General features: G+C 68.2%; 10 protein-coding genes. 4 read left to right on the forward strand and 6 right to left on the reverse strand.

What is annotated here, in order from left to right; translation table 11 throughout:
* Window positions 1-33 precede the first annotated feature (33 nt).
* Window positions 34-3213, forward strand: a complete 3180-nt coding sequence (locus MSZK_RS28805; protein WP_099251941.1) for an RND family transporter — start codon at window positions 34-36, stop codon at window positions 3211-3213.
* Here MSZK_RS28805 and MSZK_RS28810 read toward each other — a convergent pair.
* The 3 genes from MSZK_RS28810 to MSZK_RS28820 all read right to left on the reverse strand — a co-directional run bounded on the left by MSZK_RS28810 (window position 3185) and on the right by MSZK_RS28820 (window position 5753).
* Complete coding sequence (locus MSZK_RS28810; protein ID WP_099251942.1) at window positions 3185-4210, reverse strand: Gfo/Idh/MocA family oxidoreductase; 1026 nt, start codon at window positions 4208-4210, stop codon at window positions 3185-3187. The two genes, MSZK_RS28805 and MSZK_RS28810, sit on opposite strands and share 29 nt — an antisense overlap.
* Window positions 4207-5052: a hypothetical protein gene (locus MSZK_RS32515; RefSeq protein WP_158230653.1), complete on the reverse strand. Its 846-nt coding sequence runs from the start codon at window positions 5050-5052 to the stop codon at window positions 4207-4209. Before MSZK_RS32515 ends, MSZK_RS28810 begins: the two co-directional genes overlap by 4 nt.
* A gap of 101 nt (window positions 5053-5153) precedes the next feature.
* Window positions 5154-5753, reverse strand: coding sequence for a class I SAM-dependent methyltransferase (locus tag MSZK_RS28820; RefSeq protein WP_099251944.1), 600 nt, complete (start codon window positions 5751-5753; stop codon window positions 5154-5156).
* A 398-nt stretch (window positions 5754-6151) separates the two neighbouring features.
* Here MSZK_RS28820 and MSZK_RS28830 point away from each other — a divergent pair, with 398 nt between their 5' ends.
* Window positions 6152-7621 carry a PE-PPE domain-containing protein gene (locus tag MSZK_RS28830; protein WP_099251946.1) on the forward strand — a complete coding sequence of 490 codons (1470 nt, stop codon included), beginning with the start codon at window positions 6152-6154 and terminating at the stop codon, window positions 7619-7621.
* 4 nt (window positions 7622-7625) lie between these two features.
* Here MSZK_RS28830 and MSZK_RS28835 read toward each other — a convergent pair whose 3' ends face one another.
* Window positions 7626-8906 carry a primosomal protein gene (locus tag MSZK_RS28835; RefSeq protein ID WP_099251947.1) on the reverse strand — a complete coding sequence of 427 codons (1281 nt, stop codon included), beginning with the start codon at window positions 8904-8906 and terminating at the stop codon, window positions 7626-7628.
* A 44-nt stretch (window positions 8907-8950) separates the two neighbouring features.
* Between MSZK_RS28835 and MSZK_RS28840 the strand changes: the two genes are divergently transcribed.
* Window positions 8951-9523, forward strand: coding sequence for a YdcF family protein (locus MSZK_RS28840; protein ID WP_233211572.1), 573 nt, complete (start codon window positions 8951-8953; stop codon window positions 9521-9523).
* 20 nt (window positions 9524-9543) lie between these two features.
* Window positions 9544-10167 (forward strand): uracil phosphoribosyltransferase, encoded by a 624-nt coding sequence (gene upp, locus MSZK_RS28845; protein ID WP_099251948.1) that lies wholly within the window; start codon window positions 9544-9546, stop codon window positions 10165-10167.
* Window position 10168: 1 nt separating this feature from the next.
* Here the strand turns inward: upp and MSZK_RS28850 are convergent, their stop codons facing one another.
* Both MSZK_RS28850 and MSZK_RS28855 read right to left on the reverse strand, forming a co-directional pair.
* A complete protein-coding gene (locus MSZK_RS28850; protein ID WP_099251949.1) occupies window positions 10169-11761 on the reverse strand; it encodes a phospho-sugar mutase in 1593 nt (530 codons plus the stop codon).
* Window positions 11758-12216, reverse strand: coding sequence for a MarR family winged helix-turn-helix transcriptional regulator (locus tag MSZK_RS28855; RefSeq protein WP_099251950.1), 459 nt, complete (start codon window positions 12214-12216; stop codon window positions 11758-11760). The genes MSZK_RS28850 and MSZK_RS28855 overlap by 4 nt, the downstream gene beginning before the upstream one ends.
* Window positions 12217-12228 lie beyond the last annotated feature (12 nt).

The raw sequence follows: 12228 nt of genomic DNA on the forward strand, positions 1-12228 counted from the left end.
TGTCCGGGTGCCCGCGCGATGTAACTTGGTGTGATGTCCAAGCGCGCCGTTTTCAGGGGCGTGTCACCACATAAGCTCCTCTCGGGCTTGGGTCGGGTGATCGTTCGCCACCCTGTGCTGGTGGTCGCGACTTGGGTAGCGCTCGCGGTGGCCCTGATCACCCTCATCACGCCGCTGTCGGTCGTAGCGGCCCGCAACCCCCCGGATTTCCTGCCCCAAGACGCGCCCGTCCTGGTCTCGGTCAAGGAGATGCAGAACGTTTTCCACGAGGCCGACGCAGGCAATTTCGCCGCTGTCATCCTCAGCAACGAGAACGGGCTGACGCCGGCCGACGAAGAGACCTACAAGCGGATCGTCGACGAGCTCAAGGACGACACCAAGTACGTCACCTCGCTGCAGGATTTCGTTCGGACCCCCGAGCTCAAAGAGGTGATGACCAGCAAGGACGGCAAGGCCTGGAACCTGCCGGTCAGCATGTCCGGGACGATGGGCACCCCGGACGGCCAGGAGTCGTACCGCCACGTCATCGACACCGTCAACGAACAGGCCAAAGGCTCGTCGCTGCAGGTCAACGTGGTCGGCGGCGCCTCGACGATCGAGGACATGAACGCCATCGGCGCCCGCGATCAGCACATGATCGAGATCGCGACGGTCGGGCTGGTGTTCACCATCCTGCTGCTGGTGTATCGCAGCCTGATCGCGATGCTGATGCCGCTGATCACCATCGGGATCTCACTGGTGGTCGCGCAGCAGACGGTGGCCGGCCTCGGCGAGCTCGGCCTGGGGCTGGGCCCGCAGACGATGATGCTGATGACCGGCATGATGATGGGCGCCGGCATCGATTACGGCGTGTTCCTCTACAGCCGCTATCAGGAGCTCACCAAGACCGGGATGGGGTCCGACGACGCCATCGTGGAGGCATTGGTGTCGATCGGTGAGGTGATCGCCGGCTCGGCGGGCACGGTGGCGCTCACGTTCCTGGGGATGTCGTTCACCAAGCTGGCCATCTTCTCGACCGTCGGGCCTGCGCTGACGGTCACCATCCTGGTCGGCTTCCTCGCCTCGATCACCCTGCTGCCGGCCTTCATCGTGCTGGCCGGCCGGCGCGGCTGGATCAAACAGCGTCGCGACATGACCGGCAGGCTGTGGCGGCGCTCCGGAGTGATGATCGTCCGCCGACCCGTCCTGCTGCTGGTCACCAGCGTGCTCATCCTGGGCGCGCTGGCCACCACCACGGCGTTCATGCGGTTCAACTACGACGACCGCAAGAACCTGCCGCAGGATTCCGCCAGCAACCGCGCCTACGAGGTGATGGACCAGCACTTCCCGATCAGCGGCACCCTGCAGCAGTTCCTGTTCATCCAATCCCCGAACGACCTGCGTACTCCCAAGGCACTGGCCGACATGGAGCAGATGGCCGCGCGCATCGCGCAGCTGCCCGACATCGACATGGTGCGCGGCATCACCCGCCCGACCGGGCAGGTCCTCGAGCAGGCCAAGACCACCTACCAAGCCGGTGAGGTCGGCACCAAGCTCGGCGATGCGTCCAACCTGATCCACACCAACGACGACAACCTGACGTTGCTCTCGGGCGGCGCAGGCAAGATGGCCGACGTGCTGGGCGAGATCCGCACCCAGGTGGTGGGGTCGATCGCCAGCGTCCGCGGACTGACCAGCGCGCTCGACGCGATGTCGCAGAAGTACGGCGGAGCCAAGACCCTGGACCAGATCGACAAGACCGCCAAACTGGTGACCAGCATGCGCTCACTGGGCGATGCGCTGGGGCTCAGCATTCTGCGGGTCACCAGCATCGGTGACTGGGCCTCGCCGATGGTGCTGGCACTCAATGTCAGCCCGCAGTGCGACGCCGACCCCGCCTGCGTCAACTCCCGGTCCGACCTGCAGAAGATCGTCGACGCCGCCAACACGCCGGCCGCCAAGTCCATCGAGGAATTCGCCCGCGAACTGTCCCAGACCGACGGATCGCAGAAACTCGACGAGGCCGTTCACGACCTGAGCGTGAACCTCCAGAAGGCCACGTCGGCCGCGCGGTCGCTGGGCGTGGGGCAACCGGGCGGGGTCGAGAAGAAACTCAACGAGGCAGTCACCGGCGTCAACACCCTGGCCGATTCCAGCCGCCAACTGGCGCTGGGCGTGCAGACGCTGGTCGACCAGACCCGCAACCTGGGGCAGGGACTCGACCAGGCGTCGTCGTTCCTGCTGGCGATGAAGCGGGAGGCGGCCGACCCGCCCATGTCGGGCTTCTATATTCCGCCGCAGGTGCTGACCATGGAGGAGTTCAAGAAGGCCGCCAAGCTGTTCGTCTCCGAGGACGGCCATTCGGCGCGCTACCTGATCCAGACCGCGCTCAATCCGTTCAGCACCGAGGCGATGGATCAGACGAAGGTCATCGTCGACACCGCGAACGCGGCGACGCCCAACACCCAGTTGGCCGGCGCCAAGATCTCGATGGTGGGCTTCTCGTCGATCAACGCCAACGTCCGGGACTTCTACGACTCCGACTTCGTCTACATCCTCTGCATGACCCTCGTGGTGGTGTTCCTGATCCTGGTTGCACTGCTGCGGGCGATCGTGGCGCCGCTGTATCTGGTGCTCTCGGTTGTTCTTTCCTACGGCGCGGCGCTGGGCATCGGCGTGGTGTTGTTCCAGTTCATCCTCGGCCAGGAACTGGCCTGGGGGGTACCGGGTATCGCGTTCATGGTGCTCGTCGCGGTGGGCGCCGACTACAACCTGCTGTTGATCTCCCGGATCCGCGACGAGGCGAAGTACGGGGTGCGATCGGCGGTCATCCGCACGGTCGGCGCGACCGGCGGCGTGATCACCTCGGCAGGCCTGATCTTCGCGGCGTCGATGATGGCATTGACCGTCAGCAGCGTGCTGACCGCGGCGCAGATCGGCTTCGTGATCGGTGTCGGGTTGCTGCTGGACACCTTCCTGGTCCGGACGCTGACCGTGCCGGCGGCGGCGGTGCTGGTCGGCAACGCCAACTGGTGGCCGTCCAAGCCGCCCGGTGTGAAGTACGCGGCCGCCAAGCGGGCGGCTGCCACTGCCGCGACTGCCGCTGCCGCCACCGCGCCCGTCGCGCTCATCGAGGAGGCGCCGGACGACGACCGGCCGATCGAGGAAGTGATCGAAGAGCTCGTCGACGAGGACGACGAACCGCCTACCGACCTCCACCCCGAAGTCGAATAGCGGCCGCCGGCAACCACGGGATGGTGCGGGCGGCAAAGCTGACCAGGTTGTCGGAGACGGCGTCCTCGAGCCGGTACCGGGTGTTCACCGGGTCGCCGGTGTTCCACAGCGACGCGATCACCTGGCTCAGCCCGTCGATGCGTAGCAGGTTGAACTCGGAGTCGTCTTCCAGCCCCATGGCAGCCAGCGCGCCGTGATGCGGCAGGCCGATGGTCATCGGCGTCTCGAGCCCGGTGATCGCGAAACCGGTCAGGCCGCTGCCGTCTTCGGTGCGAATCAGCGTGGCGCCGCCCGCAACTGGGGTGTCGTAGCCCATCGGGTGCCCGGTCAACGTGGCCTTGGCGCCGGTGACGGCGAATGATCCCTCGCCCTGCCGGTAGGGTTCGCGAACCTCGCCGGTCTTGCCGCCGCGGAAGTGATAGGTGATGTCGACCCCGCCGGTCACCCGGTGATTGCGGGCCGAACTCGGCGGCAACAGGTCCAGCCAGGACCTCAGCAGTGCCAGCGCGTGATAGCGATAGCCCATCTCCGACATCGAGATTCGGCTGATCTCGCCGAGCGCGCCGGCCCGGACGGCGTCGCCGACCAGCCGGTACTGCGGCATGTTCATGAAGTCTTCGCCGACCCGGATCTGTGCCCATTTCCGGAATTGGGCCAACCGCGCGAGGTCGTCGAGGCGGCCGACGCCGGGGGTGTCGATCACCAGCGCCGCCCCGGGCGCCAGGTGGGCAAGCGATCTCAGCACGGCGACGTTGTTGGTGACCGTCACCGACACCAGCGCGAGGTCGATGTCTCCCGGCCGTAGTTCGCGCGGATCCGCGATCGCCGGCACGCCCCAGCGCTGCGCGGCACGGCTGGCATTGGCGTAGGTCCGTGAGTGAATCCCGACGATCTCGATGTGGGAGTCCAGCAGCTTCAGCGCCGGAAGGAACGCGTTGCGGACTCGGTATCCGGACCCGACGACCAGCGCCCGCAGCCGGCTACTCGGCTGTGTCACACAACGCCCGCGGCGGCCAGCACCCGAAACCCGACGGTCTGGGCGCGGATGTAGGTGGCCTGGGCCCGGGACAGCTCGTTGTGCGTCGTCGGCGGCAGCGGGGTCCCGGCGGGGATTTCGCCGCGGTCCGGCAGCGGGGCGGTGGTGCCGACGCGGCGCTCGTCGATGAGGGCCAGCAGCGCCGGGTCCGTCAGGTGCGTGCGGGCCTGCGTGAACTCGGGCAGGCCGATCCGGTCGTTGGGCAGACCGGCGGGCTGGAAGGAGACCTTCAGCACCCGGCGGCGCAGCGAACCGCGGTTCGGCGACGCGCGGTGGAAGTAGGAGCGGTTCCACATCGCCGCGGTGCCGACCGGACCGACCAGCTGCACCGCGTCGCCGCCGGCACGCATGCCCTTGTTGGGGCGGTGCGGGTAGAACTCGAACGCACCGTCACCCTCGCCAACCGGGGACAGCAGGATGAAGATGCTGATGAAGGACGGGAAGTCGGGGGTGTAGGCCCCGATCGTCTCGGTGTCGCGATGCCATCCGAGCGGCTTGTCGCGGTGAATGTGCGGCCGGCCCTGGTTGGCGGCGATCTCGTAGCAGTGGCAGTGGTACAGCAGTGCCGACGGCTGGATGCCGGCGATGAGCTGACGAACGGGCTCGCTGAACAGCTCGGCGAAGATGCCGGTCTCGGCGAGGACGTCGGCGCTCGCGTACGACCGTCGCTCACCGTCGGTTCCCGCGAAGACCGGATCGAGGCGGCGATTCCACTCTTCGATCAGTTCGACCGGCCACAGGCCGGTCACATCGGCGATGCCCTCGTTTGCCAGCAGGTCGGACAGAGTCAGTGTCGACGTCACCAGTGCTACCTCCTTCAGCGCTCCCACGCTACAGGCTATCCGTGCTGGCTGCGAGGGCCGGAAGTCACCTGCAACCGGAAAGTGACGCGCACCGGGGCGGTCTACTTGGCGAAGACGAACAGCCGGTGCTGGTACCCGTCGACGTTTGCCCAGTTCTCTTCGTGCGCGCTGGCGAAGCCCCGCTCCCGGAACAGTGACCGGATTTCCTCTTCGGTATAGCTGTTCAGCCACCCGCGGCTGATCCGGTCCACCGCACCCAGCTTGGTGCGCCGGGACGCGTCGTTGGTGTCGGGGCAGCCGTAGGAGATCACGTAGCGGGAGACGACGGGCGACAGCCAGTCGAGCACTGCCGGCACGTCCCGCAGGTACTCCAGGACGCCCATGAACACCGCGACGTCGTAGGTGTCGTGGCCCAGGTCGGGCAGTGGCCGCTCGTTGAGGTCGCAGACGATCGTTCCCTGGCCCCGGTCGACGAGGTCGGAGGGGGTGTAGGTGCACGACGGATCGAGGTGGCGTTCCAGGGTGCGGGTGCCGGCGCCGAACTCGATCACCCGGCTGCCGGCCGGGATCAGTTCGGCGGCCCGCTGTGACCGCGGCTCCCATTCCGAGTAGAGGTTGCGGGTGTCAGACCAGCGCTTGTAGTCGGTCTTCTGGCGCAGTGCGGCGATAATCCCCAACTTTGGGATATGGACCCGGCTCACTGAATTCTCACCTCAACTGTTCGGCGCCTTGGCCAATCGCAAACCCGTACCGGTGCCTGAGAAGGTTAGCACCCCGCCGGCAACGGTTTGCGGGCGTCGCGTCGGCGGCGGCATTTTCCAGCCGGTCGGCGCCCCGCCGCACAGGTGCTGGTTTGCTGGTCGGCGCGCCACCAGGTCCTGCGCGCATGGGGTTTGGCGTGGGTGTTTGCCCCGTCGTCGGGGTCGGCGATCGGGGAGCTACTCGGTAGCCGGATGAGCTGGATCCGCGGCGTCGCCGGACGCTTGCTCGGCCAGACGCTCTCGGCCGACTTTGCTGATACAGTACTTTCGGCCTAGTCGGGGGCGGGTGCGCCGGTTCGTCGTGCTCGGTGTGGCGGGGATAAGGGGAGTGACCCGATATGCGCCTAGCAGCTCGTAGCACCGCCGTGGCGATCGCCGCGCTGGCGGCCTTCCTGTCCGTGGTCCTAGCGACCACCACGACCGCGGCGCTCAAGCTGCTGGCGAGCGGGGCGACCGTACTGGTGATGGGCGGCACCGGGCACTCGCTGGCCGCCGACCAGGATTCCACCGACTTCGTCCAGAGCTATCTGGCCGGTGCGGTCGGCAACTACGTCGATCCCGCATCGACCCTGCCGACCGGCATCCCGGCCGGGCCCTACAACGCGGTCGCGGTTGTCACCCCCGAAGAGTTCGCCCCGGGCACCGGCACATTGACCTTCGACCAGTCGGTGGCCCTGGGCCGGCAGAACCTGGACAACTGCATCAAGGGCACGTCGTGCGACTACAACACCGAGGTGGGCTCGGTCGCGCCGATTCCGGGTGACATGTTCGTGGTGTACGGCTTTTCACAGAGCTCCACGATCGCCACCCTCGAGAAGCGCTCGCTGGCAGCCGAATACGCCCCCGGTGAGGGACCCGATGTCAGCTTCGTGCTGATCGCCAACGGCAACCGGCCGAACGGGGGCTTCCTCGCCCGCGGCCCCGAAGGCGTGACGATTCCGTCGTTCCTTCCGTTCGGCGGCGCCACCTTCAACGGATCCACCCCGACCGACACCCAATACGACACCGTGGACATCGCCGCCCAGTACGACGGCTGGTCGGATTTCCCGGTCAACCCGCTGAACCTGCTGGCTGTCGCGAACGCGATGATGGGCATCGACTACCTGCACCTCGGCGGCACCTACGACGACACCACGCTCACCAGCCCCGGCGTAGTCGATCAGGGTCAGTACGGCGACACCCACTACTACCTGATCTCCACCCCGGTCCTGCCGCTGCTGATGCCGCTCGACAAGCTCGGACCGCTCGGCCATGCCCTGGCCGACACCCTCGACGCCCCGCTGCGGGTGATCGTCGAATCGGCCTACGACCGCACCACCAGCCCCGGCGTGCCGACGTCGTGGAACGTGCTGTATTTCCCCAACCCGGTCAAGTTCGCCACCAATCTGGCCATCTCGATCCCGACCGGCCTGGACAACGGCCTGCAGGACCTCTTCGGGGTACGGCCGTTCCGGACGACCCGACCCGGACCGTACGGCGTCGGGGGTCCCGACGTGACCTACACGACCCCGGAAACCACCGGATCGTCGGACACCGCGGCCACGGTGACGTCGGTGGCCGACACGACGCCGACCGACACCGAGTCGACCGACACGACGCCGAAGAAGTCGACCGGCGGCTTCAAGCCGCGGCCGACGCTGAAGACGACGCTGACCGAGACCACGGCGACCAAGACCACGGCCGCCAAGACCGCGGCCGCCGGCAACGGCAAGAGCGCCGCGGACTCGACGAAGGCCTCGACCTCCACGACGTCCAAGCACAGCGGCCTGGGGTCGTCGAAGCGGGCGAAGGCCGGCGCGAGCTCCTAGCGCCCTATTCACGGCGCAGCCGCGACTCCACGAACCGCTCGATCTGCTCCCACTCCTTGACCGCGGCCGCATACGGCCCGGCCGGGCGGGAGTTCTCCGCGGGATCGAGCACATAGCCGACCAGCTGACCCAGCGGCCGGTCCTCGGCCAGCAGCCGGTCGACCACGTCCTCTTCGGAGTACTCGCCGACGTCGCGGACCAACTCGACCGCCAGCTCCAGCTGGTCGCGGTCGATCGTGTCGGGACCGTCGGCGATGTCGTCGGACAGCCCGGTCAGCATGTAGATGTTGTCGTCGGTGACGTCGACCCGCAGCGAGCCGTCGGTGGCCGCGGTATGGATGTCGTCGTAGGTGCTCAGGTCCGACAGGTCGTGGTCACGCTGGTCGGCCAGATAACGGGCCAGCGAGCGCTCCGAGCCGAACACACTGATCCTGCCGTTGCGGCCCAGGAAGATCGGCCGGTCGTCGAAATAGCAGCGCAGGGTGTACAGCGTCGACGAGCCGAGCGTGATCCGCACCGGGTCGATGCCGACCTCGCCCCAGAAGTCCACGTCGCTGCCCAGCACCACGTCGTCCTGCGGCGCCCGCACGACGGCGGCCTCCTCGGCGTCCGCAGCGTCGTCCTCGGCGCCGTCGCTGATGTCCTCGCCGTCCTCGGCCAGGTCCGACTCGTCGGCCTCGTCCTCGTAGGGCTCCTCAAGCTCTGCGGCGGCCTGCTTGGCGGCCCGCTCGTCGACCTCGGGGATGGTGATCACCTCGTCGATCGCCGACAGCACGCCGTCCCAGCCCCGTCCGACGATCTCGCCGACCAACGTCCAGCGCTTGCGTCCCGGTTTGCCACTGAACTGCTCCATGCCGCCCGACAGCAAGCCCAGGTTGGGGTTGCCGTTGAAGAACCGGGTGACCGCGGGCAGCTCGCACACCGACCCGATCGACGAGACCACGGCCATGGTGTTGGCCAGCGCGGTCACCGACTCTTCGGTCGGCTTCTCCGACAGCAACTCCTCGACCGTGATCAGGTCGACCTCGTGGTCGGACGACGGAACCAGCTTGTGGGCGTTGACCTCGGTCAGCTCGGCCCAGGCCGGGTGATCGGCGAGGTCGTTGTCGGTGTTGGTGCGCACAAACGCCACCAGATCCGCCACCGACTCGAAGGCGAACAGGTCCTCGTCCTTGCCGAGGAATGCCTCCCACTCGTCGCCGCCGTCGCGCCAGCGGGGCGCCCACAACGTGTACAGGTCACCTGCGGTCACGCCGATGCGGACCGGAACGAGCTCAGCAGCCATGCCGCACAGCCTAACGACGCTTGCTGGCCGGTAGCCTGCCCCCCGTGAACAGGCTGGCTCGGGTGCTGGCGATCTGGGCGGCCATCGGGCTGCTCGTCGTCGCCGTCTTGGGGGTTACCGGATTCGTCCTGTTCACCCGCCCGCATGCCGACCCGCTGTCCAAAGCCGACGCGATCGTCGTGCTGGGCGGCGAAAACGACGGCCGTTTGCAATACGGCCTTCAGCTGGCCGAGCAGGGCTACGCCCACACGGTCGTGCTGTCCAACGCCTACGCCGGGAATGCGGCAGATCTCGCCGATTTCGACCAGGCCTGCGCGTCTGGGACGCCGGCCATCACCGTCGTCTGCTTCACCCCGTCGCCGTTCACCACCCGCGGCGAGGCGATGTACGTCACGCGCCTGGCCAAGCAACACCACTGGACCCATGTGATCGTCGTGTCCTGGAACTATCACGTGGTTCGCGCACGCTATATCTTCCACCAGTGCTTCGACGGCAACGTCACCATGCGGCCGGTGCCGCGCGCCTACGACTTCCCGCCGTGGCGGTGGGCAGCGGAGTACGCCTACCAATACGCCGGGCTGGTCAAAGCCCTGGTTCTGGGCTGCGACGCCGGTTGAGGCTGCTCTAGTCTCTGCGCATGGATGTGTGCGTGATCGACCACCCACTGGCCAAAGCCAGGTTGACCACTCTCCGTGATGAACGCACCGACAATGCCGCCTTCCGCTGCGCCCTGCGCGACCTGACCCACATGCTGGTCTACGAGGCCACCCGGGACGTGCCGTGCGAGGACATCACCGTTCGCACCCCGATGGCCGAGACCGCGGGCACCCGACTGGCGGCCCCGCCGCTGCTCGTTCCGGTGCTGCGCGCGGGTCTGGGGATGGTCGACCAGGCGCACGCCCTGATTCCCGAGGCGCAGGTCGGCTTCGTCGGCGTGGCCCGCGACGAGGCCACCCATCAGCCCACGCCCTACCTCGAGTCGCTCCCCGACGACCTGAGCCGCCAGCCGGTCATGGTGCTCGACCCGATGCTGGCCACCGGTGGCTCGATGGTGCACACGATCAAGCTGCTGCACGACCGCGGTGCGCGCGACATCACCGTGGTGTGTGTGGTCTGCGCCCCGGAAGGCATCGCCGCGCTGCAGGCGGCGGCCCCGGAAGCCCGGCTGTTCACCGCCACCATCGACGAGGGCCTCAACGAGATCGCCTACATCGTTCCGGGTCTCGGCGACGCCGGTGATCGCCAGTTCGGTCCGCGCTGAACTACCAGCTGCGCGCCGCGTGCAGCAGACGTTGCTGCACAGCCGCCGCGCGGGCGCGCGCGTCGGTCAGGTCTGCGCCGGCGGCAAGCCCGACCTCGGTGTAGCACTTGACTTTCGGCTCCGTCCCCGAGGGCCGCACCACCACCCGCACCGAGGTCTGCGCGTCGCCGCCGACCAGAAAAACCGCATCGGCGCGCGTCGTGGCCCGGACCGGAAATCCCGCCAGCTCGGTGGGGGGATCGGTGCGCAGCCGGGCCATCATCGCGGTGGCCTCGCCGGTATCGGCCACCCGCCGCGACACCGCGGCGGTGGTGTGCACACCGTGGCGCAGGGCCAACCGGTCCAGCGCTCCTGCGATCGAATCCTGCTGGGCGGCAAGGTGTGTCGCCAGGTCGCAGGCCAGCACTGCGGCGCTGATCCCGTCCTTGTCCCGAACTGTGGCGGGGTCGACGCAATGGCCGATGGCCTCCTCGTAGGCGTACACCAGGTTGCAGCCGGGCAGGTCTGCGTCGGCGCGGGCGAGCCATTTGAAGCCGGTCAGCGTCTCGACATGACGGGCCCCGTAACCCGCGGCGATGGCCGCCAGTAACAGGGAGGACACCACGCTGCTGGCCACCACGCTGGTGGCGGCTTGGCCGTCGGCAAGCATGGACAGGATGTAATCACCGAGCAGCCAACCGGTTTCGTCACCGGAGAGCATCCGCCAGCCGTCGTCGGTGGGGATGCCCACAGCGCACCGGTCGGCGTCGGGATCCAGTGCGATCGCGATGTCGGCGCCCACCTGGCCGGCCAGCGTCAGCAGGGCGTCGGCGGCGCCGGGCTCCTCCGGGTTGGGGAACGACACCGTCGGAAAATCCGGGTCCGGGTCGAATTGGCTTGCCACCGTGTGCACATCGGTGAAACCGGCCGCGTGCAGTGCCCGCAGCGCGAATTCGCCGCCGACACCGTGCATGGCGGTCAGGGCCACCCGCACGGCTCCCCGGGTGGAGCGCCGAACCGCCGATGCTCGGCTGAGGTAGGCGTCGACCAGCCCATCGTCGGACGGCTGCACCGGGAGTCGGGGAATCTGATCGGCGAACGGTGCCGCGGCCATGGTGGTCTCGATCTCGTGGTCGGTGGGCGGGATGATCTGCAGGCCGCCGTCGAGATAAACCTTGTAGCCGTTGTCGGCCGGCGGGTTGTGCGACGCGGTGATCTGCACACCGGCGGCGGCGCCGGTGTGCCGGACGGCGAACGCGACCACCGGGGTGGGCACCGGATGGTCCCAGGTGATCACCGAAAACCCTTGGGCGGAGAACACTTCCGCCGCGGCCCGGGCGAACTGGAGCGATCCGTGCCGGGCATCGCGGCCGACCACGACGGTCGCACCGGCCAGGCCGCGGCCGGTGAGCACCCGGGCCAGCGCCCAGCTGACGCGCAGCACCACCGCGAGGTTCATCGCGTCCGGGCCGCCGCGAACCGGTCCGCGCAGTCCCGCTGTGCCGAACGTCAGCGGCCGGGCGAAGCGGGCGGCGAGCTCAGCCTGATCCAGCCCGGCCAGCTCGGCAGCCGTGACCGGATCGGGATCGTGGGCAATCCACTCCTGCTCGGTCACGGCACCGATTGTGCCTCGCGCTCGGCGTCGGCGAGCTTGCGCAGCACCGGCGCGGTGAGCATCAGCAGGTTGACCTCCAGCTCGCTCAGGTGATCGCGCATCGTCTCGTAGAGCCAGGCGTCGCGCTGGGCCCGGTCGCGCAGCAGCAGGTCCAGCCCGTCGGGGGTGAGTTCGACGAGCTGCCTGCGGCGGTCGGACTCGTCGGGCCTGCGGGAGACCAGCGCGCGGGATTCCAATTCGTTGATGCTGTCGGTGAGCGATTGCACCCGGACCTGCAACCGGGCCGCGATCTCGGCGGGCGTGGTCACCCCGGCCCGGCTCACGTCGCCGAGGACTTCGAGCTGGCTGAGGGTCAGGCCGTTGTCGGGACGGTGCCGGCGCAGCTGTCGGGCCAGCGCCATCATGGCTTCTCGCAGCTCGGTGGCCGCGGCCGACGGCGCGATGTTGACAGGCATATTCCAAGTTAT

It is taken from the genome of Mycobacterium sp. shizuoka-1 (genome assembly GCF_002723835.1).
Taxonomy (GTDB): domain Bacteria; phylum Actinomycetota; class Actinomycetes; order Mycobacteriales; family Mycobacteriaceae; genus Mycobacterium.

Coding starts and splice junctions, on each gene's coding strand:
- MSZK_RS28835 (WP_099251947.1), bottom strand. CDS start 8,906: ATGGCTGCTGAGCTCGTTCCGGTCCGCATCGGCGTGACCGCAGGTGAC.
- upp (WP_099251948.1), top strand. CDS start 9,544: ATGGATGTGTGCGTGATCGACCACCCACTGGCCAAAGCCAGGTTGACC.
- MSZK_RS28855 (WP_099251950.1), bottom strand. CDS start 12,216: ATGCCTGTCAACATCGCGCCGTCGGCCGCGGCCACCGAGCTGCGAGAA.
- MSZK_RS28805 (WP_099251941.1), top strand. CDS start 34: ATGTCCAAGCGCGCCGTTTTCAGGGGCGTGTCACCACATAAGCTCCTC.
- MSZK_RS28830 (WP_099251946.1), top strand. CDS start 6,152: ATGCGCCTAGCAGCTCGTAGCACCGCCGTGGCGATCGCCGCGCTGGCG.